The sequence below is a fragment of the Variovorax sp. PBS-H4 genome, assembly GCF_901827205.1.
Lineage (GTDB): Bacteria > Pseudomonadota > Gammaproteobacteria > Burkholderiales > Burkholderiaceae_C > Variovorax.
On sequence record NZ_LR594675.1, the window covers coordinates 3,007,864 to 3,031,036 of the forward strand.

At 68.9% G+C, this 23,173-nt stretch carries 13 protein-coding genes and 1 pseudogene; 4 read left to right on the plus strand and 10 right to left on the minus strand.

Translation table 11 applies throughout. From position 1 onward, the window contains the following. Positions 1–34: 34 nt before the first annotated feature. From E5CHR_RS14135 to E5CHR_RS14150, 4 genes are all read right to left on the minus strand, one after another. On the minus strand, positions 35–2,683 hold the full coding sequence (locus E5CHR_RS14135) for a helix-turn-helix transcriptional regulator (protein ID WP_162580426.1): 2,649 nt from the start codon (positions 2,681–2,683) through the stop codon (positions 35–37). Positions 2,684–2,740: 57 nt separating this feature from the next. Beyond that, the gene (locus E5CHR_RS14140; RefSeq protein WP_162580427.1) at positions 2,741–5,392 is read right to left on the minus strand and encodes a helix-turn-helix transcriptional regulator; all 2,652 of its coding nucleotides are present in this window, start codon (positions 5,390–5,392) and stop codon (positions 2,741–2,743) included. Between the two features lie 76 nt (positions 5,393–5,468). Beyond that, on the minus strand, positions 5,469–8,108 hold the full coding sequence (locus E5CHR_RS14145; RefSeq protein ID WP_162580428.1) for a LuxR C-terminal-related transcriptional regulator: 2,640 nt from the start codon (positions 8,106–8,108) through the stop codon (positions 5,469–5,471). A gap of 77 nt (positions 8,109–8,185) precedes the next feature. Continuing rightward, the gene (locus E5CHR_RS14150) at positions 8,186–10,831 is read right to left on the minus strand and encodes a helix-turn-helix transcriptional regulator (protein ID WP_162580429.1); all 2,646 of its coding nucleotides are present in this window, start codon (positions 10,829–10,831) and stop codon (positions 8,186–8,188) included. Positions 10,832–10,963: 132 nt separating this feature from the next. Between E5CHR_RS14150 and E5CHR_RS14155 the strand changes: the two genes are divergently transcribed. Further along, a complete protein-coding gene (locus tag E5CHR_RS14155) occupies positions 10,964–11,938 on the plus strand; it encodes a Bug family tripartite tricarboxylate transporter substrate binding protein (protein WP_162580430.1) in 975 nt (324 codons plus the stop codon). A 37-nt stretch (positions 11,939–11,975) separates the two neighbouring features. Here the strand turns inward: E5CHR_RS14155 and E5CHR_RS14160 are convergent, their stop codons facing one another. The 5 genes and pseudogenes from E5CHR_RS14160 to E5CHR_RS14180 form a co-directional block, all read right to left on the minus strand. Next, positions 11,976–13,526, minus strand: coding sequence for a phospholipase D family protein (locus E5CHR_RS14160; protein WP_162580431.1), 1,551 nt, complete (start codon positions 13,524–13,526; stop codon positions 11,976–11,978). Positions 13,527–13,564: 38 nt separating this feature from the next. Then, positions 13,565–14,199 (minus strand): annotated as a pseudogene (locus tag E5CHR_RS14165) (CDP-alcohol phosphatidyltransferase family protein). Positions 14,200–14,325: 126 nt separating this feature from the next. Continuing rightward, complete coding sequence (locus tag E5CHR_RS14170; protein WP_162580432.1) at positions 14,326–15,771, minus strand: GTPase/DUF3482 domain-containing protein; 1,446 nt, start codon at positions 15,769–15,771, stop codon at positions 14,326–14,328. 166 nt (positions 15,772–15,937) lie between these two features. Continuing rightward, positions 15,938–17,320, minus strand: a complete 1,383-nt coding sequence (locus tag E5CHR_RS14175) for a DUF2868 domain-containing protein (RefSeq protein ID WP_232062059.1) — start codon at positions 17,318–17,320, stop codon at positions 15,938–15,940. A gap of 204 nt (positions 17,321–17,524) precedes the next feature. Continuing rightward, positions 17,525–19,498 (minus strand): ABC transporter ATP-binding protein, encoded by a 1,974-nt coding sequence (locus E5CHR_RS14180; protein WP_162580433.1) that lies wholly within the window; start codon positions 19,496–19,498, stop codon positions 17,525–17,527. A 135-nt stretch (positions 19,499–19,633) separates the two neighbouring features. Between E5CHR_RS14180 and E5CHR_RS14185 the strand changes: the two genes are divergently transcribed. Then, positions 19,634–20,467, plus strand: a complete 834-nt coding sequence (locus E5CHR_RS14185) for a DODA-type extradiol aromatic ring-opening family dioxygenase (protein ID WP_162580434.1) — start codon at positions 19,634–19,636, stop codon at positions 20,465–20,467. A 21-nt stretch (positions 20,468–20,488) separates the two neighbouring features. Beyond that, a complete protein-coding gene (locus E5CHR_RS14190) occupies positions 20,489–21,370 on the plus strand; it encodes an alpha/beta fold hydrolase (protein WP_232062060.1) in 882 nt (293 codons plus the stop codon). 3 nt (positions 21,371–21,373) lie between these two features. On the opposite strand, the gene E5CHR_RS14195 is transcribed toward E5CHR_RS14190, so the two are convergent. Beyond that, positions 21,374–22,204: an aldo/keto reductase gene (locus tag E5CHR_RS14195; protein ID WP_162580435.1), complete on the minus strand. Its 831-nt coding sequence runs from the start codon at positions 22,202–22,204 to the stop codon at positions 21,374–21,376. A gap of 87 nt (positions 22,205–22,291) precedes the next feature. Between E5CHR_RS14195 and E5CHR_RS14200 the strand changes: the two genes are divergently transcribed. Continuing rightward, positions 22,292–23,158, plus strand: a complete 867-nt coding sequence (locus tag E5CHR_RS14200) for a hypothetical protein (RefSeq protein WP_162580436.1) — start codon at positions 22,292–22,294, stop codon at positions 23,156–23,158. Positions 23,159–23,173 lie beyond the last annotated feature (15 nt).

The window sequence follows — 23,173 nt, forward strand, 5'->3', positions numbered from 1 at the left end:
GTCAGGGCCACGGCGGACGGCTGCACCTGCTTCATCAGCTGAAGCGAGCGCTGTACCAATTGGCAGCCTGCATGCGCGAGGCCATGTCGAGCCTGTCGAGAATGCTGGCCACGTGGCGCTTGATGGTATGCGGACTCAGGTCCAGGCTCCGTGCAATCAGCTTGTTGCTCTGGCCTTGGGTCAGCAATGCGAGAACTTCGAGTTCCCGGCCGGTCAGGCCCGCATCGCGCCCGGTGGCTGCGACAGCCAACTCCTCCTGCGCGCCGGCCTTGAACTGCCGCGCGGTCTCCCGCCAGTGGTGCAGGATCTTCAGGCCTTCCTCGGTCGCCGCGTTTCCCCACGCGGCGAGCGACAGCTTCGTGAGCACCTGCGCGCCCATGAACAGGGCCTGCCCGACATTTCCGCTGGTGCGGATTCGTTCGATCAAGGGCGCCAACGCGCGCCAGGCTGCGCCGGGCGAACCATCGGCGAGCTCTGCGAGAGCCAGGCGAGTCCGGACCGTGCCGTCGACAAAGAGCGTATCGAGTACCGCCGAGCTGACCACCAGCGCACGAAGCCCCGTCAGTGCCTCGCCGATGCGCCCATCCTGAAATGCCAGCTGCGCGTCGAAGCTGTGGATGAGCATCTGCACGTCGGGTTTTTCGTTGCCGACCGCACGCCGCAGCACAGGCAGGTTCGTGCGCACGGTCGGCCAGTCTTCGATGGAAGCCGAGGCCACGATGATCACGATGAGGTACACGAGAGGCAGGTGGCTGGAGCGGTCGAGCAGGGAAAGAGCCGCGACCATGGCCTTGCAGGTCTCGCGCACCAGCTCTCTCTCGTCGCACGTCACCTGGTACATGGCCTTCAACGACAACAGCCGCAGGCGCAGGCCCGCGGGCTGGCCCAGCCATCGGGAGTCTTCTTCGATCCGCTGCAGTGCCGCCTCCGTCTCGGAGACCTTGCCTTGCCAGAGGAGCAGCCAGGCTTCCATCAGGTTCGCGGTGGCTTGCAGCGACCACCGCCCTTCGCCCGCTGCCGCCCGGGCGCCGTTGACCATGCGCTGGAGCTGTGCGCTCACCCCGGTACGGCTGATGAAGGTGTTGACCCTGTTCATGCATCGAAACCAGAGCTCGGCGCTGCCGCCCCGCTCGAGCATGTCGATCACCTTGGCAAGGCGCTGCCCGGGGCCGTCGGCGGGGCCGTGGTAGCCCTCGTACCAGAAAGAGAGCAACTCGCTGAGCGTCTCGGTTTCGAGATCCATGCGCCCGGCGCGCACGACCTGGCTCAAGCTCAGGGCATCGTCCGTGAAGCCGCAGAAAAACATGGCCAGCGCCTGCATCGCCCGCGCCCGCTGCGCGTCGTCGTGCCGCCCCAGTTCGTCGAATCCGTCGGCGGCATTCGCCATGTGCGAGCGTGCGGTGGCGTACTCGTAGCGCGGCCATGCGCACCAGCCCCGCACATAGGCCAGCAGCGGCGAGCTGGCCTGGATGTCGGGCGGAAACTGCTCGATGAGGCGGATCACCTGGGCGCCTTCGTCGCGGGCCAGCATGTCGGGCGTTGCGTCGGCCAGGCTCTGCTCAGCTTCATCCCACGCGCCTGCGCGCAGGTACGTGAGCGTGCGCCGCAGCGGATCTGCTTCGCCCTGCGCCGCGCGGCGCAGCAGCGTTGGCACTTCGGCGGGATAGACCCTGCGCAGCCGCTGTTCCAGAAAGTCGCGAAAGAGATCGTGCAGGCGCAGCGTCAGTTCCTCGCCTTCCAGTACCGAGCTGAACAGGCGTCGTCGCCCGATCTCATCGAGCCATTGAGCCGCCCGCGGGTCGCCGCTGATCTGCTGGCAACGCACTTGCGTGAGTTCGGAAAGCAACGAACAGCGCAGCAAAAATTCCTGCAGTTCACCCGGCAACTCTTCGAGCACTTCGGTGGCCAGGTATTCGAACAGGTAGCGGCGATCGTGGCGGAGGCCGGCGGGCGCCGTGGCGGCCGATTTGCCCGATGCGGCAAGGCTCAGGCTGAGCCCGGCGGCCCAGCCCTGGGTGCGGTCGTGCAGGCGCCTGGCCTCCTCGGGACCGTCCGACCCCGTGGCGTGGCGAAACAGGTCTTGCACTTCCTTCACCGAGAAGGCGAGGGCGGCCTCGTCGAACTCGGCCACTTCGCGCCGCGCCCGCCATCGGCCCAACGCCAGCGGGGGCTCCACGCGCGAGGCGATCACCAGCGTCCAGTTCGGCGGCAGGCCGTCCAGCAGGTGATTGAGGAACTCGAAGACGCGCGCGTCCGCGACGGCATGCAGGTCGTCCAGCACCAGAACGCCGCCACCCGGCGTGTCCGTGGCTTCAAGGGTATTGAGCAAGGCCGGCACCGCGTCGCGCAGGCGACCCTGGTCCACCAGCGTGAGCAAGGCTTCGGGTGCGAGCCGCCACGGAGGGTCCAGCGGCTCAAGCGCCTCGATCAGGTGGGACAGGAGCCGATGCAGATCGTCGTCCTCGTCGGCCGTGAGCCAGGCGAGGGCACTGCCCGCGGGCCGCCGCTGCAGCTGGCGCGACAGCGCGGCCGTCTTTCCGTAGCCCGCCGCCGCCACCAGAAGGACCAGGCGCCGGTTTGCCAGTGCTTCGCCGAGTTGCTCTTCGAGCTCGTAGCGCTCGATCAGTCCGCCGCGGAAATGGGGCGTCTGAATCTTGGCGCTGGCGTGGCTGACGGGTTGCATGGCGTGGGCATATGACTGTAAACGGTGGTTCACATCGCCCGGCGCGGCGCGAGGGCGTCAACCGGCAAAGCGCGTGCGGTACCAATTGGCTGCCTGCATGCGCGAGGCCAGGTCCAGCCGATCGAGGATGCGTGCGACATGGCGCTTGACGGTGTGCGGGCTCAAGTCCAGGGCTCGTGCGATGAGCTTGTTGCTCTGACCCTCGGCCAGCAGTGCGAGCACTTCGAGTTCCCGCGTGCTGAGGCTTGCAGTCTGCGGGCCTGCCGGGTCGTGTTGCTTCTTCTGGGCGCCGGCCTTGAAGCACCCCGCGACCTCGGTCCATTCACGCAAGGTGGCCAGTCCTCGCGTGGATGCATGCCCTTTCCAAGATGCTTGCAACAGTTCGTTGAGGCCTCTCGCGCCGGTGACCAGGACCTGCCCCGGACTACCGCTGGAGACGACCCCCTCGATCAGCGGCTCCAGTGCCCGCCACGCCGCTGCCGGCGACCCATCGGCCAGCTCTGCGAGAGCAAGCCATGTGCGGACCATGGCGTCGAGGAAACTCGTGTCGAACGCGGTGGACTTTTCGGCCAGTTCGCGCAGCGCTTCAAGCGCTTCATCGGTGCGCCCCTCCTGGAATGCGAGCCGCGCCTCGATGCAGCGCAAAAACATTCGCATGCACGGGCTCTCGTGGCCGACCTGGACCGCGAGTGAAGGCAAGTGCGTTCGCACGCCGGGCCAGTCCGCGATGGCGGCCGAGGCCCGCACGACGATGGACAGGTACTGCAGCGGCAGGTCGCTGGACGCGTCGAGCAATGCAGCACGCGCTGCCATGATGTCGCGCGTCTTGCGCACGGCGTCGGTGTCGTCGCAGATCAACTGGTAGTTGACCCTCAGCGTCAGCAGCCGGACGTGCAAGCCGACCGGCTGGCCGAGCCACTGGGCATCTTCTTCGATCTTCTGGAACGCGGCCTCCAGCTCGGCGAGCCTGCCGTGCCAGAGATGGAGCCAGGCGTCCATCAGGTTCGCGTCGACTTGCAAGGACCACTGGCCTTCTCCCGTGGCGGCCCTGGCGCCGTTGACCATGCGTCGGATCTGCTCGCTCACGCGGGGGCGGCTGCTGAACATGTTGACGCGGGGCATGCAGCGAAACCACAGCTCGGCGTGTGCGCCTTGTTCGAGCAGGTCGATCACCTTGGCAAGGTGATTGCCCGGTCCGTCGATGGGTCCGTGATGCCCCTCGTCCCAGAAGTCGAACAGTTCGGTGAGCGTCTCGGTTTCGAGATCCATGGGCCGGGAGCGAACGGCCTGGCTCAAGTGTCGGGCTTCCGCCATGTGGGCGCAGAAGAACATCGCCAGGGCCTGCATCGCCCGCGCGCGTTGCGCATCGCGCTGCCGCCCTTGCGCTTCGAAGCCCGCCGCCGCCTGCGCCATGTGCGACCGGACCGCGCTGTACTGGTAGCGTGGCCAGGCGCACCAGCCGCGGAGATAGTCGCGCATGGGCGAGCGCGCCTGGATGTCGGCCGGAAATTGCTCGATCAAGCCGATCACGCGGGCGCCCTTGTCGGAAGCCAGCAGGTCCGCGGTGGCTTCGGCCAGGGTTTGTTCAGCCTCGTCCCAGGCGCCCGCACGCAAATACATGGTGGTACGACGCAGCAGGTCGGCTTCGCCCTGGGCGGCACGCCGCAACAGCATGGGCACCTCGTCGGGATGCTGACGGCGCAGGCGCTCTTCCAGGAAGTCCCGGAAGAGATCGTGCAGGCGCAGCGTCAGCTCCTCGCCGTCGAGCACCAAGCTGAACAGGCGGCGGCGTTCGATGTCCTCCAGCAGCCGGGCCGCCCGCGGGTTGCCGCTGATCTGCTCGCACCGCGGCACCGTGAGTTCCGGCAGCAACGAGCAGCGCAACAGAAAAGCCTGCAGTTCACCTGGCAGCTGTTCGAAGACCTCGCTGGCCAGGTATTCGAACAGGTGGCGGCGGTTGTGCCAGGTGCCTGCGGGCGCCGTGGCGGTCGACCTTTGCGACGCTTCGAGGCTCAGGCTGAGGCCGGCGGCCCAGCCCTGCGTTTGATCGAGCATGCGGTCTGCCTGCTCGGCGTCTTCCCGGCCCGTGGCATGGCGCCACAGATCCTGCACTTCCTTTTTCGAGAAGCTCAGCGCGGTCTGGTCGAACTCGGCTACTTCGCGCCGCGCGCGCCAGCGGGCCAGGGCCAGCGGAGGCTCCACACGCGAAGAAATCACGAGCGTCCAGTTCGGCGGCAAGCCTTCGAGCAGGTGGCCCAGGAACGTGAACACGCGGGCGTCGGCGATGGCATGCAGGTCGTCCAGCACGATCACGCCTCCGCCGGGCAAGTCCGTGACTTCGAGTGTGCCCAGCAACGCGCTCGCGGTCTCGCGCAGCTGGCCCTGGGCCACCCGCTCGAACAGCGCCTCGGGCGCCAGCCGCCAGGGCGGATCGAGGGGTTCCAGCGCTTCGATCAGGTGGGCCAGAAGGCGCTGCAGATCGTCGTCGGCGTCGGCGGTAAGCCACACGACGGCACAGCCCGCAGGAAGCCGCTGCAGCTGGCGCGACAGTGCGGCGGTCTTGCCGTAGCCGGCCGGGGCAACGAGCAGGACCAGCCGCCGATGCGCCAAGGCATTGCCGAGGCGCTGTTCGAGCTCGCCGCGCTCGATCAGGCCGCGGCGGTAGCGGGGCGCCTGGATCTTGCTTCTGGCGAGGCTGGCAGATTGCATGCTTGAAACTGACTATGCCATGACGCCCCGCAAGCGACCGAAGCGTCTTCGGCAGCCGCTGCAATGGAAGGGCGCCTCAGCCCCCGACGTGGGTGTGGTACCAGCGGGCTGCCTGCATGCGCGAATCCACGTCGAGCCTGTCGAGGATGCGCGCCACGTGGCGCTTGACCGTGTGGGGGCTCAGTTCGAGCACCTTCGCGATCAGCTTGTTGCTTTGGCCCTGGGCCAGCAGCGCGAGGACTTCGAGCTCCCGCGGGCTGAGGCCAGCATGGGCCTGGGCTGCCGAACTGCGCGGCTGTTCCTGCGCACCGGCCTTGAGCTGCCGGGCCGTCTCCGCCCATTCGCGCAAGACCGCCAGCCCCGCCTTGGGTGCCGCACCGTTCCACGAGGCGAGCGACAGCTGGGTGAGCACGTGGATGCCGACGATCAGCACCTGGCCCACATTGCCGCTGGCCACCACCTGCTCGACCAGCGGCTCCAGCGCTTGCCAGGCGGCTTCTGGCGAACCATCGGCCAGCTCGGCGAGCGCCAGCTGTGTGCGGACCGTGACGTCCAGGTAGACCGTATCGAGCGTGGACGATCGGGTCACCAGCCTGCGAAGCATCGTCAACGCTTCGCTGACGCGTCCGTCGTGCAACGCCAACTGTGCCTCGAAGCTGTCGATGAGCATCTGCGTGCCGGGGTTTTCACGGCCGGCTTCCACGTTGAACGAGCGCATATAGGTGCGCACGCTGGGCCAGTCATCGAGCGCGACGCAAGCCTTCACGAGGATGCCGAGGACTGCGAGGTACATGTCGCTGGAGCGGTCCAACAAGGACGCATGCGTCGCGATGACGTCGCGTGTCGCGCGCAGGTTGTCCATGTCGTCCCTGGCGATCTGGTACATGACCTTCAGCGTTGCCAGCCTGATGCGCAGGCCCGAGGGCTCGCCCAGCCATCGGGAATCTTCCTCGATGTCCTGCAGCACGGTTCCCAGCTCGGCAATCCTGCCTTGCCAGAGCAGCACCCATGCTTCCATCACGTGCAGAGACCAGTGTGCTTCGCCTGCCGCCGCCCTGGCGCCGCGCAGCAGGCGTTGAAGCTGGGCGCTCACGCCGGGGCGGCCGAGGAATATATTGAAGAGCGCCATGCAGCGAAACCACAGTTCGGCGCTCGCCCCTCGCGTCAGCAGAGCGACGATCCTGGCGAGGCGATGGCCAGGGCCCTCGATCGGGCCGTGATGACCTTCGTACCAGAAGTCGAGCACCTCGCTGAGGGTTTCGGTTTCCAGGTCCATGGGCCGGGAACGAATGGCCTGGCCCAGGCGCTTGGCAGCCTGCATCTGGCCGCAGAAGATCATGGCGAGCGCCTGCATGGCGCGGGCGTGTTGCGCGTCGTGGTGCAGTCCCAGTGCGTCGAAGCCGGCCGCGGCATGCTCCATGTTCGACCGCGCCGTGGCGTACTGGTATCGCGGCCATGCGCACAAGCCTCGGGCATAGGCCAGCGAGGGCGAGCGGGACTGGATGTCGGCCGGAAACTGCTCGACGATGCGCAGGATCTGGGCGCTTCTGTCGTCTGCCAGCATCTCGGCTGTCCCATCGGCCAGGCTCTGCTCAGCTTGCTCCCAGGCGCCCGCGCGCAGGTACATGAGCGTGCGCCGCAGGGGATCAATTTCGCCCTGGGCCGCGCGGCGCAGCAATGCCGGGATCTCCTCGGGATAGACCCGGCGCAGCCGCTCCTCCAGAAAGTCCCGGAAAAGGTCGTGCAGGCGCAGCGTCAGTTCCTCGCTGTCGAGCACCGAGCTGAAAAGCCGGCGGCGCCCGATGTCGTCCAGCAGTTCGGCCGCGCGCGGGTTGCCGCTGATCTGCTCGCAGCGCGCCACCGTCAGCTCGGGAAGCAACGAACAGCGCAGCAAAAACGCCTGCAACTCGCCGGGTAGTTGTTCGAGCACTTCGCTGGCCAGATACTCGAACAGGCGGCGACGGCTGTGCCGGATGCCTTTGGGCTCGGTGACAGCCGATTGCGGCGATGCTTCGAGGCTCAGGCTGAGCCCGGCGGCCCAGCCCTGGGTGCGGTCGTGCAGGCGGTCTGCGTGCTCGGGGTCGTCCGAGCCGGTGGCATGGCGCCACAAGTCCCGCACCTCGCGCCGCGAAAAGGCGAGGGCGGCCTCGTCGAATTCGGCCACTTCGCGCTGCGCCCGCCATCGGCCCAACGCCAGCGGGGGCTCCACGCGCGAGGCGATCACCAGCGTCCAGTTCGGCGGCAGGCCGTCCAGCAGGTGATTGAGGAACTCGAAGACGCGCGCGTCCGCGACGGCATGCAGGTCGTCCAGCACCAATACGCCGCCACCCGGCGTGTCCGTGGCTTCGAGGGTGTTCAGCAAGGCCGGCACCGCCTCGCGCAGGCGACCCTGGTCCACCAACGTGAGCAAGGCTTCGGGCGCCAGCCGCCATGGGGGATCGAGTGGCTCCAGCGCCTCGATCAAATGGGCCAGGAGCCGCTGGAGATCATCGTCCTCGTCGGCGGTGAGCCAGGCGACGGCGCTGCCTGCAGGGAGCCTTTGCAGCTGTCGTGAGAGGGCGGCTGTCTTGCCGTAGCCCGCGGGCGCCACCAGAAGCACCAGCCGCCGGCTCGCCAGCGCTTCGCCGAGTCGCTGTTCGAGCTCGCCGCGTTCGATCAGGCTGCTTCGAAAATGCGGCGTCTGGATCTTGGCTCGGGCAAGGCTGGCGGACTGCATGAAGAGACAGAACTATACCTAGCTCTGCAACAAATAGTTTCGATCGCGCGCTCAGAAGCGCCCCATGACGGGCGGATTCAACGGCCGAACCGTTTGGCGTACCACTCGGCCGCCTGCATTCGCGAAGCCAGGTCGAGCCGATCGAGAATGCGCGCGACGTGGCGCTTGACGGTGTGCGGGCTCAGGTCCAGGGCTCGTGCGATCAGCTTGTTGCTTCTGCCCTCGGCCAGCAACGCAAGGACCTGGAGTTCCCGCGCACTGAGACCTCCGTCCTGGACTGCCGACCCACGGGGCTGTGCTTGCGAACCGTCCTTGAACCGCCGCGCAATTTCCACCCATCGGCGCAGGGACGCCAGCCCTTCCTTCGACGCAGCATCTCCCCAGGGCGCGAGCGAGAGTTCGGTCAGGCCGTGCAGGCCGGTGACCAGGACCTGCCCCACATCGCCGCTCGCCGATACGCGCTCGATCAGCGGCTCCAGCGCTCGCCATGCGGCTGCCGGCGAACCATGGGCGAGTTCGGCGAGGGCAAGCCGTGTCCGCACCGTCGCATCGAGGCTGTTGGTGTCGAACACGGTCGATCGAGTCGCCAGCTCGCGAAGCGTTGCCAGCGCTTCGTCGACGCGGCCATCCTGCAGCGCCAGTTGCGCCTTGAAGGTGGACAGGAACATCTGCAAGCTGGAGTTCTCGCGGCCGACATCGACGTTGAACGCAGGCAAGTGCATGCGCACGGCTGGCCAATCCTCGATGGCGGCAGAGGCCCTCACCGCGACGGCGAGGTATCCCAGCGCCATTTCGCCGGAGCGTTCCAGCAAAGCGGCATGCGCGGCGATGGCGTCGCGGGTCGTGCGCACGGCGTTCCGGTCGTCACAGATCAACTGGTACATGACCTTCAGTGTCAGCAGCCGAATGCGCAAGCCCGGCGGCTGGCCCAGCCAATGGGAATCGTCCTCGATCTTTTGCAACGCACCTTCCAGCTCGACAGTCTTGCCTTGCCAGAGAAACAGCCAGGCTTCCGTCAGGTTCGCATTGGCCTGCAGCGACCAATACCCATCGCCTGCGGCGGCCCTGGCGCCGTGGACCAGGCGCTGGATCTGTGCGGTCACGCCGGGGCGGCTGATGAGCATGTTGACGCGGGTCTGGCAGCGAAACCACAGTTCGGCGCTGCCCCCTTGAAGCAGCAGGTCGACGACCTTGGCAAGGCGACTCCCGGGTCCGTCGACCGGGCCGTGGTAGGCCTCGTACCAGCAGTCGAGCAGCTCGCTGAGGGTCTCGGTTTCGAGGTCCATGGGCCCGGCGCGAACCGCCTGGCTCAGTTGCCTGGCGTCCGCCATGTGGCCGCAGAAGAACGTGGCCAATGCCTGCATGGCTCGGGCGCGTTGCGCGTCGTTGTGCCGCCCCATGGTTTCGAAGCCGGCAGCGGCATGCCCCATGGCCAGGCGCACCGCGTCGTACTGGTAGTGCGGCCAGGCACACAGGCCTCGGGCATAGGCCAGCAAGGGCGACTGGGCCTGAATGTCGGCAGGAAACTGCTCGATGATGCGACTCACCTGGGCGCTGGCGTCGGACGCGAGCATGTCCGCCGTCGCGTCGGCCAGCCCCTGCTGTGCCTCTTGCCAGGCGCCCGCGCGCAGGTACATGAGCGTGCGGCGAACGGGGTCGGTCTCGCCCTGTGCCGCAAGGCGCAGCAGCCCCGGCACCTCCTCGGGATGGAGCCGGCGCAGGCGCTCCTCCAGAAAGTCGCGGAAGAGGTCGTGCAGACGCATCGTCAATTCTTCACTGTCGAGCACCGAGACAAACAGCCGTCGCCGTTCGATGTCCTCCAGCAGCCGGGCCGCACGCGGATTGCCGCTGATCTGCTCGCAGCGCGGCACCGTGAGTTCCGCCAGCAAGGAGCAACGCAGGAGAAACGCCTGCAGTTCGCCGGGAAGTTGTTCAAGGACTTCGCTGGCCAGGTACTCGAACAGGTGGCGGCGGTTGTGCCAGACGCCCTTCGGGGCCGTTGCGGCCGATCCTTCCGAAGTCTCGAGCCCCAGGCAGAGCCCCGCGGCCCAGCCCTGGGTGCGATCGAGCAGGCGCTCGGCGCGCTCCGGATCGTCATGTCCAGTGGCATGGCGCCACAGATCCCGCACTTCCTGCCTTGAGAAGCTCAGGGCCGTCTCGTCGAACTCGGCTATTTCGCGCCGCGCACGCCAGCGCCCCAAGGCCAGAGGCGGCTCCACCCGCGTCGCGATGACGAGCGTCCAGTTCTGCGGCAAGCCTTCCAGCAGGTGGCCCAGGAACTCGAACACGCGGGCGTCCGCGACGGCATGCAGGTCGTCCAGCACGATCACGCCGTTGGCTGTGTCGGTGGCTTCGAGCGCACCCAGCAACGCGGACGCCGTCTCGCGCAGCCGACCTTGGGCCACCAGTTCGAGCAGCGCCTCGGGGGCCAGGCGCCACGGCGGGTCCAGGGGTTCGAGCGCTTCGATCAGGTGGGACAGGAGCCGCTCCAGATCGTCTTCTTCGTCTGCAGTGAACCAGGCTGCGGCGCAACCTGCAGGAAGCCGCTGCACCTGGCGCGACAGCGCGGCCGTCTTGCCGTAGCCCGCTGGTGCCACGAGCAGGACCAGGCGCCGGCTCGTCATTGCATCGCCGAGTTGCTGTTCCAGATCCTCGCGTTGGATCAGTCCGCCGCGGAAGCGAGGCGCCTGGATCTTGGCTCTGGCAAGGCTGGTGGAGGGCATGGGAGTGCGGACTATATTAGACCTGCACACCCCCGTGCCGCCGCGGCAAGGCGCACGGCTGCGCCGTTGAATGATTTCGCCAAGTAAGCAAAGATGCAGGATGTTCGATGCTTGGGACCCGGGCTGAACGACATGCGAAGACGCATCTTTCTTGCGAGCGCGACGGCGACGCCGGTCTTTCTGAGCGTCTGGCCGACCCGTGCGGATGATTACCCGGTCAGGTCCGTCCGCCTCGTGGTGCCTTTCGGTCCGGGCGGTGTGGCCGACCTCACTGCGCGCGCGGTCGGCCGAATCCTGGGCCAGCGTCTCGGGCAGAGCCTCGTGGTCGACAACCGCCCGGGCGCCGGCGGGGTCGCGGCCGGCGAGACCGTGGCCAAGGCCGCGCCGGATGGCTACACGCTGCTGCTGCTGAGCAACGCCACGGCGGTAAGCCGAGGCCTGTTCAAGCATCTGCCTTTCGACGCACGCAAGGACTTCGCGCCCATCTCCTTGCTCAGCCGGTACGACCTGGCGTTCATCGTTCCCGGTCTGTCGAGCTTCGAGAGCCTGCAGGCATGGCTCTTGGCCGCCCGGCAGCGGCCCGGCGAACTGAATGTCGGCACCGTCAACGTCGGCAGCACCCAGCATCTCGCAGCCGAGCTGTTCAGGCTGTCGGCGCACGTCGATTTGCAGGTCGTGCCTTTCAACGGCACGCCCGCCGTGCTCACCGCCCTGCGCAGCGGGCAGATCGATGCGGCGGTGGAGTCCCTGCCGCCGATCATGGCGCACATCCGCGCACAGAGCATTCGCCCCCTGGCGGTGCTCGGCGAGACGCGTTCGCCGCCGCTGCCGCAGGTGCCCACGGTTGCGCAGGGCGCCGGGATCGAGGGTTTCAACGTCAGCTCGTGGACCGCCCTGGCCGCGCCTGTGAAAACGCCGCGCGACATCCTCGCTCGCCTCGCGCGCGAGGTGCGTGAGCTGATGGAGTTGGCAGAGGTGAAAAAGGAGCTGGCGGATCTGAATGTGCAGGCACGCGCCAGCACCCCTGAACAACTGGCAACGCTGCTCGACAGCGAGATCACGCGCTGGGGCGAGGTGATCGCGCGTGCCGGCATCCCGCGCCAATGAGCCAATGAGCCAATGAGCCAATGAGCCGCAGCAGGCCCTACAGCAGCCACTCGATCGGCAGCAGCGACAGGAAGTCGACCCACAGCCGCCGCAATCCGCCGGTATCCGGTTCGCTGCGGTAGCGCGTCTCGCCGTCAGGGGCGCGATCGATCCATTCCATGCCGCCTCCCACCGGCAGGCGCACCTCGAAGGCCTGTGTCGGCACGGCATGGTCGATCTCGACCGCCAGGCGCCGCGCGAGCTCGGGGCTGTCGATCACCACGCCCATCTCGGTGTTGAGGTGCACCGAGCGGGGATCGAGGTTGAGCGAGCCGACGAAGATGCGGCTGCGGTCCACTGCGAAAGTCTTGGCATGCAGGCTTGCGGCCGAGCTGCCCCCAGGGTTGCGGCGCTTCTCCTCGTCCGGCCGCGGTGGCGGCGCGGCGCCGGGCTTGAGCTCGTAGAGGACGACGCCGGCGTCCAGCAGCTCCTTGCGGTAGCGGGCATAACCGGCATGAACCGCGGCGACGTCGGTCGCGGCCAGCGAGTTGGTCAGGACGCGCACCGCCACGCCGCGCCGGGCCAGCGCGGCGAGTTCCTGCGCGCCGTCCGTGCCGGGCACGAAGTAGGGCGACACCAGGTCGAGCGCGTGCCGGGGCTCGCCCATTGCTTGCTTGAGCAGCGGGAACATGAGCTGCTGCTCGCGCCCGCTCGCCGCCCGCACCTTCGCCGGCAGGTCGCTCACCACGTGCGCATCGGCCCACTCGAAAGGGAGGCGGCGCGCCGCTGCCTCGCGCATCAACGGTGTCTGGCGCACCGCCTCCAGGTAGTCCTGCGTGTGCGGCTGCTGGCGCAGGCTGTCCCACTGCGCGAGCAGCCGCGCCGCCGCGTCGCTCGATGCCTTGCCGAGCAGGGCGCTGGCCGGATAGGCGGCATCGCTGTTCCAGTACAGGTCGAACTGGCGCGAGACCTCGCGCACCACCGGCCCGACTGTGACGACATCGAGGTCTTCGAAGCCGAGCAGCTGGTCGGCCCCGTAGTATTCGTCGCCCACGTTGCGCCCCCCGACAATGGCCGCCTGGTTGTCGGCCGTAAAGGACTTGTTGTGCATCCGGCGATTGACGCGCGAGAAGTCGAGCGCGAAGTCCCCGGCCCGGAGGCCGCGGTTGGCGAACGGATTGAAGAGCCGGACCTCGAGATTCGGATGCGCATCGAGCACGGCCAGCGTGCCGTCCAGGCCGCTGGTGTTGTTGTCGTCGATCAGCAGGCGCACGCGCACGCCGCGCTCGGCCGCCGCCCAGGCGGCCTCGAACAGCAACTGCCCGGTGGTGTCGCCGCGCCAGATGTAGTACTGCATGTCCAGGCTGCGCTGGGCAGTCTGCGCCAGCGCCATTCGTGCCGCGAAGGCTTCGCGCGCGTCGATCAGCGGCAGGATGCCGGTGAGCCCCGGATGCGCGGCCAGCTCCGGCGCCAGCGCGTGGCCGAGGAAGGTGTCGTCGGTGCTGGTGAGGGCGAACGAGGGCGGGCGCTGGACCGTGGCCGGCAGCGTGGCGCAGCCCAAGACAAGGAATGTCAGTGAAAGTGCAAGGAAGGCGCGCAGGGACCGCATGCCGGGAGGGTAACCGGCCTCCGCGGGCGAGAGGACGTCTACAACTTCGGGATTCGCAACGTCTTGCTGATCATCAGCGTCCCGGAGAGCGCGAACAGCAGGGTCAGCGGATGCAGCATCCACGGCCCGAGCATCCATGCACCGCCCCACACGGCCTCGCCGAGGCTTCCCTGCAGGCCAGCACACCGACCAGCACCACGCTGGTCGGGATCGGCGTGCCCTCGAAGTACTTGACCTTGTCGCCGCCCCCCGAAAGCGATTCTGCGGTGACGTTGTACCGCGCCAGCCGGCTCACACCGCAGCAGACGAAGTAGGTGAGGATCAGGCAGTCCCAGCCACCGTCCAGCCCGGCCGCGAAGCCCAGGGCGGCGGGCGCCACGCCGAATGAGATGACGTCGGCCAGCGAGTCCAGCTCGCGCCCGAGGGCCGACTGCGTCTGTCGCCAGCGCGCGATGCGGCCGTCGAAGACGTCGAAGATGAAGGCGGCCGGTGCGAGGGCCGCGGCCCACAGGAAATGCGCACGCTGCTGGCTTGCGATGTAGGCCATTGCGAGGAACACGGCGCCGATCCCGCAGGCCGCGTTTCCTAGCGTGAAGAAGTCGGCCAGGTGGAAGCCGCGGATCATCGAGAAATGCTTGCGGGGCCGCGCCGCGACCGGGGAAGGTGTGGACATGTCTGCGCTTCGGTGGGTCGGGATGCGGAGCACCTTAGCGCAACTGGCGCAGGCCGCGTGTAGTCGCGGGTCGATGCTGGCGTGTGGGCCTACAGGCCGGCTCTCGCGCAATGGGTGCTCGTTGGCTCATTGAAGATGGTTCTTCGCGAAGGCCTCGATGGCGGGCGGCACCTGCCGCGCCACCCTCAGCACGAGGTCGCGCCGCTGGGGCGCCTCGCGCCAGCGCAGGCGCGCTTCGCTGTCCCAGTCCGGATGGCTGCGCGCGGGCTGGGCAGCGCGCACCAGCTCGGCCAGTGGACGCCGGGCGGCTTCCAGGTCGTCCATCGGCGCGTCCGCCGGCGCGGGGGCGGCGATCCGATCGACGGCGGCATGCCCGCGCTGCTCGAGCGCGCGCAGCAACCTCAGCTGCCAGGCCGCAAGCACGACCAGCACGCGGTCCTCCACGGTGAGCTCGTGGACGTCGCGCAGCTTGTTGGCGAGCTTGCGGCCCAGCGGTCCGAAGCCCTGCGAGAGCGCGCCGCCGATGGCCCCGCCGAGCGCCGCACCGGCGCCCAGCGACAGGCCGGCCAGCGCCAGGTCGGCCACGACGCCAACCGCGGCGCCGACGGCCACGCCCTTGCCGAGCAGGATGCCGGCGTCCTTCAGCGCCTCGGGGTGGAAGAAGTCCATGGTCCAGCGGCCTTCCAGCAGCGGCAGCGGCGCCTCGTCGGCATCGTTCTCGCGAAAGCCGTAGAGGGCCAGCAGGTCGGAGGCGCAGCGCTGTGCCTTGTCGAACACAGCCTTCTGCAGGGCGGCAACCAGGCGTTCGCGGCTGCTCGCGATCTCGAACTCGACCGCCGAGGCCGTGCGCCGCATCGCGGCCGCGTCCACCAACAGCTCGGCGATGCGCTCGCCAGCGGCTTCGCGGCGCCGGCCGGATTCCTCTTCGAGAAAGGCGTTGATCCGCTCGAGCTGCGTGCGCCGTTCGCGCAGCAGCGTGGCCAGGTCGCGGTAGAGCTCGCGCTCCGCGCCGACGAAGGGCGCGGCGGCATCGAAGCGCACCACCACGTGCAGTCCGTAGGCTGGGAGCAGCGCCTTCCAGGCGTCCTCGCGGCTTCCCGCGTCGCGCAGGAAGTTCATCACCGGGAGCAGCGGCCGGGCGCAGGCGCCGAGCAGCTCGATCTCGGCGCGAAACTTGGGCAGCACGGGCTCGCGTGCATCGATCACCAGGAAGGCGGCGTCGACCTCCAGCAGGGCGCGCAGCACCTTGGCCTCCTGTTCGAACACGCCGTGCGCCTCGGGCCCGGCCAGGAAGCGCCGGATGCGCTCGGGCGGGGTGAGCTCGCCGCGTGGGTCGAGCGCGTCGATGTGCTCGCGCAGCGCGACTGCGTCTTCCAGCCCCGGCGTGTCGAGGAAGCGCACCGCGGCGCGGCCGTCGACCTGCAGCTCGATGGCTTCGACGTGGCGCGTGGTGCCGGGCTGCCCCGACACCTCGCCGAAGTTCACGCGCCGCGTCAGCGTGCGCAGCAGCGAGGTCTTGCCGGCGTTGGTGTGGCCGACCACGGCGATGCGGATGGCATCTTGAACGCTCACGTAATCGCCCCCACGCTTGTCACTTCGTGTACTGCGCTGCCCCCCGAGGGGGCTCTCGCGCCTTCGGGCGGCCGAGCGGCTCTCGATAGCGCCCCCACGCTTGTCACTTCGTGTACTGCGCTGCCCCCCGAGGGGGCTTTCGCGCCTTCGGGCGGCCGGGCGGCTCTCACGTCCACCCGCGCAGCGCGCCCCGCGGTTCGTCGCTGGCGTCGATGCGTTCGAGGCCGGCATCGGCCAGCCAGGCGTGCCACCGGCTGCTCGCTTCGGGCGTGGCGCCATTGCCCTGCAGCCAGAGCCGGCATTCGGTGCTGAGCGCGGCGACTTCGCGCAGGAAGCGCTCGGTGCCTCGGTCGGGGCTGGCGGCGGCGTTGCAGCCGACCAGCACGCGCCGCGGCCGCAGCCGTGCAAGCAGGTCCAGCGCCTCGCGACGAGCTTCGGCACTGCCATCGACGCGCAGCGCCTGCACACCCGCGGCATCGAGCGCGGCCGGCGGCCAGGGCAACTCCTCGGGCAGCTCGAAGCCGATCGCCATCAGCGTGTCGCGGGTCTGGTCCGCGGCCAGTCCGCCAAGGGCGCCATGCCGCGCGTTGCCGGGATCGGCATCGACGATCTGCCGCGGTGCCAGTGCCTCGAAGCGTGCCAGCAGGCGGCGGTAATAGGGCTGCGACAGATCGGGCTGCAGCGCCCGGCGGCGCGCGCGCCAGACGGCCGCGCACAGCAGCGTGAAGAACAGGCGCGGCAGCAGCCCGTAAACCAGGATGCAGCCGGTGAGCCACAGCGCCCAGTCGCGCTGCCCGGCAGTGGCCGCCTGGGGCGCCAGCACGGTTTGCGCATCGGGTACCGGAAAGCCCAGCCAGGACGGCGCCCGCCCCAGCCACTGCACGGCACGCACGAAGAAGGCCGGGTCGAGGATCGTGGTCTCCCAGCTCAGCGTATAGCTGCGGAAGGCCAGCGCGAACAACAGCACCGCGAGCACCACGGCGAAGGAGAGCGACCAGATCGCATGGCTGACAAGGCCCAGCACCCACGGCGCGAGCCGCGCGCGAACCAGCAGCCGGGTGGCCGCTCGCAGCAGCAGCGGCGCCTGGCCCTGGCGCCCGCCCGCGACGCGCGCCGTGAGCGCCAGCCAGAGCCAGCCGAGGGAGAGATTGAGCGAGCCCAACGGCAGCACCAGCCCCAGCAGCCACAGCAGCAGGGTAAGCAGGTGCAAGCCGAGCAGGCTGGCCAGTGCCACCACCACGTTGATGCTGCGTTCGCTGCCGCCGATCACGCTGCCGGCGAGCGCCAGGCCGCCGAGCACGATCAGCGCGACCAGTGCCAGCAGGATCCACGGGGCCCAGGCACGGGCGCGAGCCAGCTCGTCCTGCAATCCAAGCCGTTGCCCCAGTAGGCGGGCCCGTTCGACGAACCGGTGGGGGCCATCGGCACGGGTCGCCAGCGCCTGGCGCATGGCCTGCCCATCGTCGAGCGGGCCGGCTTCTTCGACCAGTTGCACCGCCTCGGCGACCGCCGCATCCTGAAAAGAAAATGGGAGCGCTCCGGGATTCAACGGCTTCCTTCGACAAGAGCGCGGAATTATGCCCGGGGGGCCAAAGCAGCCCTGCAATGAAAAAAGGGGCCGCAACCGGCCCCGTAGCACTGCCTCCGAAGAGGCAGGAAGGAAGGTGCAGCGCTGGCGGCTGTCAGCGCAGTCCGAAGAAGGACAGAACGGCGACGACCACGACGACCAGACCGACGATATAGATGATGGAATTCACGGCGCAGGCTCCTCTTGCGTTGAAGACAACTCCAGCTTGCCAGCAACCGGCTGGCGGGTTGTAGTCACCGTACGTCGCGCGCTGTAGGACTCGCCAGGGAGTCCCGGTCCCACACCGTCGTCTTCGTCGTCATCCTCGCCCAGGAAGCCGCCGCTCTGGTGCGCCCACAGCCGCGCGTACAGCCCGCCCCGGGCCAGCAGCGTGTGGTGGTCGCCCTGTTCGACCACGCGGCCCTGGTCGAGCACGATCAACCGGTCCATGGCGGCAATGGTGGAAAGCCGGTGCGCAATCGCGATCACGGTCTTGCCCTCCATCAGCCGGTACAGGCTGGCCTGGATCGCGGCCTCGACCTCGGAGTCGAGCGCGCTGGTGGCCTCGTCGAGCAGCAGGATCGGCGCGTCCTTCAGCATCACGCGCGCGATCGCGATGCGCTGCCGCTGGCCGCCCGACAGCTTGACACCGCGTTCGCCCACGTGCGCCTCGTAGCCGCGGCGGCCGTTCGGGTCGCCCAGCGCCTGGACGAAGTCGTGCGCCTCGGCACGCTCGGCGGCCCCGCGAATCGCGGCCGCGCTCGCATCGGGCTGCCCGTAGGCGATGTTGTCGGACACCGAGCGGTGCAGCAGCGAGGTGTCCTGCGTCACCATGCCGATGTGCGCGCGAAGCGAATCCTGGGTGACGTGCGCAATGTCCTGGCCGTCGATGAGGATGCGGCCGCTTTCCAGGTCGTGAAAGCGCAGCAGCAGGTTCACCAGCGTCGACTTGCCGGCGCCGGAGCGGCCGACCAGCCCGATCTTCTCGCCGGGCGCGACGGTCAGCGTCAGGTCGTCGATCACGCGGCGGCCGCCTTCGCCGGGGTCCAGGCCGTAGCGGAAGCTCACGTGCTCGAAGCGGACTTCGCCGCGCGGCACCGCGAGCGTGGCAGCATCCGGCGCGTCGAGCACAGTGCGCGGGCGCGACAGGGTCTTCATGCCGTCCTGCACCGTGCCGATGTTCTCGAACAGGCTGGTCATCTCCCACATGATCCAGTGCGACATGCCCTGCAGGCGCAGCGCCATTGCGGTGGCCGCCGCCACCGCGCCGACGCCCACGGCGCCTTGCGACCACAGCCACAAGCCCATGCCTGCCATGCCGGCGGTCAGGCCCATGCTGAGGGTGTGGTTGGCGATCTCGAAGGCGCTCACCAGCCGCATCTGGCCGTAGCCGGTGGCCATGAAGTCCTGCATGGCGGCGCGCGCGAAGCCGGCCTCGCGGTGCGCATGCGAGAACAGCTTGACGGTGGCGATGTTGGTGTAGGCGTCGGTGATGCGACCGGTCATCATGGCGCGGGCATCGGCCTGGGCCTTGCCGATCTTGCCCAGCCGCGGCACGAAGAAGAACAGCATCGCGACGTAGAGCACGAGCCAGATCGCGAAGGGCAGCATCAACTGGCGGTCGAGTACGGCAGCCAGCACGATCATGGTGGCGACATAGACACCCATGGCGACCAGCACGTCTGCCAGCACGAAGACGGTTTCGCGCACTGCCAGCGCGGTCTGCATGACCTTGGCGGTGATGCGGCCGGCGAACTCGTCCTGGTAGAACGCCATGCTCTGGCCCAGCATCAGCCGGTGGAAGTTCCAGCGCAGGCGCATCGGCAGGTTCACTGCCAGGGTCTGGTGCTTGACGATGGTCTGCAGCGCCACCACGGCAATGCTGGCGGCGAGGGCGATGCCCAGCCACATCAGCGTGGTGCCGCGCTCTTCCCACAGCCGCGCCGGCACCTGGTTGCCGAGCCAGTCGACGATGCGGCCCAGCATCGCGAACAGCAGCGCCTCGAAGGCCGACATCGCGGCCGTGAGCAGCGCCATCGCGAGGATCTTTCCGCGCAGGCCCTCGGTGCAGGCCCAGAGAAAGGCGAAGAAGCCGTTCGGCGGAAGGCGGGGTTCGGCAGCAGGGTAGGGATCGAGTCGTTTTTCGAAGTAGGTGAACAAGGTGGGACGCTCTCCAGAGAGGCGCCACTGTAGCGTCGCCTATGCTCATGCGCTCGGTAGGGTTTCGCCGGGATTCCATGGCGAAGCTGTGCGCGGCGGTCGCCCAGACCCTAGACTGCACGCGAGGAGCATTCCATGACCACGACCCCACTGACCCTTCCCACCTATTTCATCTCCCACGGCGGCGGCCCCTGGCCATGGATGAAGAAGGAGATGGGCAATGCCTACGCGCAGCTCGAGGCTGCCCTGGCCGACATGCCGCGCCAGATCGGCCGCAAGCCCGAGGCCATCCTGATGGTCTCCGCCCACTGGGAAGAGCCGGCCTTCACCGTGATGGGCAACCCCAGGCCGCCGATGATCTACGACTACGGCGGCTTTCCGGAACATACCTACAGCGTGCACTACGACGCTCCCGGTTCACCCGCCTTGGCGCGTCGCGTGCAAGGCCTCGTCGAGGCGGCAGGGTTGCCCGCCGCCTTCGACGCGGAGCGCGGCTTCGACCACGGCATGTTCTCGCCGATGGCCGCGATCTATCCCGACGCCGATGTGCCCGCGGTGCAGTTGTCGCTCCGGCGCGGGCTCGACCCGGCCGAGCACGTGGCGCTGGGCCGCGCGCTGGCGCCGCTGCGCGACGAGAACGTGCTGATCGTCGGCAGCGGCTTGAGCTATCACAACCTGCGCAACTTCGGGCCACAGGCACATGAGCCGTCGAAAGCCTTCGACGACTGGCTGGCCGATACCGTCGATGCCGATCCCACCCGGCGGACCGAGCGCCTGCTGGCCTGGTCCCAGGCGCCGGCGGCACGCATTGCGCATCCGCGCGAGGAACACCTGATCCCGCTGATGGTCGCGGTCGGCGCGGCCGGGCAGGATGCGGGCGTGCGCATCTACCACGAGGACGCCTTCATGGGCGGCATCGCGGTGTCGAGCTATCGATTCGGTGCGGCAGCGGGGGACAGCGCCGCCTGAGGTGCGCGGCACAATCGCCCGGTGCCCGAACACGCCATCTTCGACCCCGCCGCCGATGCCAGCGCGCATCGGCTGATCGCCCGCCTCGACGCGCTCTCCACCCATCACGACGTGCTGCATGCCGGCCGGCGCGTACGCTGGCGCCGCTTCGGCGAAGACAACGACCAACGGCCGCCGCTGGTGCTCCTGCATGGCGGCCATGGCAGCTGGATGCACTGGCTGCGCAACATCGAGCCGCTGTGCGCCGCGCGCGCCGTGTGGCTGCCCGACATGCCCGGGTTCAACGACTCCGACACGCCGCCGCAGCCTGGGGCCGGGCAGGCGCCGCTGGACCCGGCGCTCGATGCGCTCGTCGGCTCGCTGGCCGCGCTGATCGGTGCCGACGCGCCCATCGACCTGGCAGGCTTCTCCTTCGGCGGACTGGTTGCTTCGAAGTTCGCGCTGCGGCTTGGCCATGTGCACCGCCTTGCGCTGCTCGGCAGCGCAGGCCATGGCACCAAGCGGCGCATGGACGTGCAGATGATCAACTGGCGCGAGGCCAAGGACCGGCTCGAGGAGCGCTCCGCGCTGCTGCACAACCTGCGGGCGCTGATGCTGCACGACCCCGCTGCCATCGACGCCCTGGCCTTTGCCATCCACGATCTGTCCTGCCACGGCACGCGCTTTCGCAGCAAGGAGGTCTCGATGGCGGGGGGATTGCAGGCGGCCCTGGACGCCTTTGCCGGCCCGACGCTCCTGCTATGGGGCGAGCATGACGTGACGGCCGACTCGCGCGCATTGGTGGCGCAGCTCGTGGCTGGGCGTCCTCAGTGCGAAGGCGTCGTGATCGACGACGCCGGGCACTGGGTGCAGTACGAGCAGGCGATGGAAATCAACGCGCTGCTGCTGCGTTTCTTTGCCTGACGACTAGAGCGGCAGCGACGCCCCATGGCGCTGCCAGAATCCCGCGTCGGGAAAGCTGCCCGTTGCCGCCGCCGCGTTGTCCGCCATGTGCTCGGCCCGGCTGGTGCCCGGGATGGTGCAGGTCACCGCCGGATGGCTCAGCACGAACTTCAGCAGCAGCTGCGCCCAGCTCGCGCAGCCGATCTCGGCCGCCCAGCCGGGCAGGGGCAGGGCGCGCAGCCGGCGCAGCAGCCCGCCGCCGCCGAAGGGCATGTTGGCGATCACCGCCACGCCGCGCTCGGCTGCCAGCGGCAGCAGGCGCTCCTCGGCCTGGCGCGCGTCGATCGAGTAGTTGATCTGCAGGAAGTCGAGCGGCTCGGCGCGCAGCACCGCTTCGACCTCGGCATAGGCCGAGGCGGTGTAGTGCGTGATGCCGATGTAGCGCACGCGACCCTGCGCCTTCCAGTCGCGCAGCGTCGCCAGGTGGGTGCGCCAGTCGACCAGGTTGTGCACCTGCAGCAGGTCGATGCGCTCGGTACGCAGGCGCTGGAAGGACTGCTCCATCTGCGCGATGCCGGCCTCGCGGCCCGAGGTCCACACCTTGGTGGCGAGAAAGGCCTTGTCGCGCTGCCCGCTCGCGGCCAGCAGGGCGCCCACCACCGTCTCGGCGCGGCCGTACATCGGCGAGCTGTCGATCAGCGTGCCGCCGGCGGCGAACAGCGCGTCGAGCACGCCCGGCAGCCGCTGGTGCTCGGGGCTGCCGGGGCTGACATCGAAGCCGATCCAGGTGCCGCAGCCGATCACCGGCAGGGCTTCGCGGGTGGAGGGGATGGGGCGGGTGATCACTGTGTCCATGGCTTTTCCGCATGATCTTCCCGGACTTGCAAAAAGAAAACCCCGGGCCTGCTTGATTACTGTATAAAAATACAGTTATCAATCATCATGGGCCTGCCTTCCTTCGACTCCTTCTCCACAGCCGCGCGCCACAAGGTCTGGCGCGGGGACACGCTGGGCCTGGCAGATGGGCAGGTCATCGGCACCGGCCATGCGGCCCTTGACGCGGAGTTGCCCGGCGGCGGCTGGCCGGTGGGCGCGATGACCGAGCTGCTGCAGTCCGCGCCCGAGGCGCATGCCTGGCAGCTGCTGTTGCCCGCGCTGGCGCAGGCGGTGCAGGGCGGGGCAGGGCCGGTCGTGCTGGTCGGCGCGCCGCAGGAGCCCTTCGGCCCCGCGCTGGCGGCCCAAGGCCTGCCGGTCGAGGCGCTGCTGTGGGTGCGCAGCGAAGCACCGCCTGCCGCCGGGCCGCCCCAAGGCAGGCGCGGCCCCCTCGGGGGGCAGCGAGGACACGCAGTGCCGAGCGTGGGGGCACATGTGGCCCGGCTGTGGGCCTGCGAGCAGGCGCTGCGCTGCGCCGAGGTGGCCGCCGTGCTGGCCTGGCTGCCGCAGGCGCGCGTGGGCGAACTGCGGCGGCTGCAGCTCGCGGCGGCGCAGCACGATCGCCTGCTGTTCGTGTTCCGCCCCGACGCCGCGGCGGCCCACTCGGCCTCGCCGGCGCGGCTGCGCCTGCGGCTTGCCACCTGCACCACGGACAGCACGCAGGTCGACGTCCACATCCTCAAGCGCCGCGGCCCGCCGCTCGCCGCGCCCCTGCAACTGCCGGCGCGCAACCAGCGCATGACGGCGCTGCTCGCGGCCGGCCAGCTCCGGCGCAAGCTGCGCCAGCAACAGGAGGGCAGGCTGCCACCCAAGGCCGAGGGCGCCGAGGGCGCGACAGTGGTCCGTCTCGATCTCCATCCGGAACTTGTCCACTGAATCACTGAAGTAGCC

Bases quoted from the DNA above. Each gene is read 5' to 3' on its own strand.
- E5CHR_RS14135 (WP_162580426.1), bottom strand. From the start codon at position 2,683: ATGCAACCCGTCAGCCACGCCAGCGCCAAGATTCAGACGCCCCATTTC.
- E5CHR_RS14150 (WP_162580429.1), bottom strand. From the start codon at position 10,831: ATGCCCTCCACCAGCCTTGCCAGAGCCAAGATCCAGGCGCCTCGCTTC.
- E5CHR_RS14140 (WP_162580427.1), bottom strand. From the start codon at position 5,392: ATGCAATCTGCCAGCCTCGCCAGAAGCAAGATCCAGGCGCCCCGCTAC.
- E5CHR_RS14155 (WP_162580430.1), top strand. From the start codon at position 10,964: ATGCGAAGACGCATCTTTCTTGCGAGCGCGACGGCGACGCCGGTCTTT.
- E5CHR_RS14200 (WP_162580436.1), top strand. From the start codon at position 22,292: ATGGGCCTGCCTTCCTTCGACTCCTTCTCCACAGCCGCGCGCCACAAG.
- E5CHR_RS14185 (WP_162580434.1), top strand. From the start codon at position 19,634: ATGACCACGACCCCACTGACCCTTCCCACCTATTTCATCTCCCACGGC.
- E5CHR_RS14145 (WP_162580428.1), bottom strand. From the start codon at position 8,108: ATGCAGTCCGCCAGCCTTGCCCGAGCCAAGATCCAGACGCCGCATTTT.
- E5CHR_RS14195 (WP_162580435.1), bottom strand. From the start codon at position 22,204: ATGGACACAGTGATCACCCGCCCCATCCCCTCCACCCGCGAAGCCCTG.
- E5CHR_RS14160 (WP_162580431.1), bottom strand. From the start codon at position 13,526: ATGCGGTCCCTGCGCGCCTTCCTTGCACTTTCACTGACATTCCTTGTC.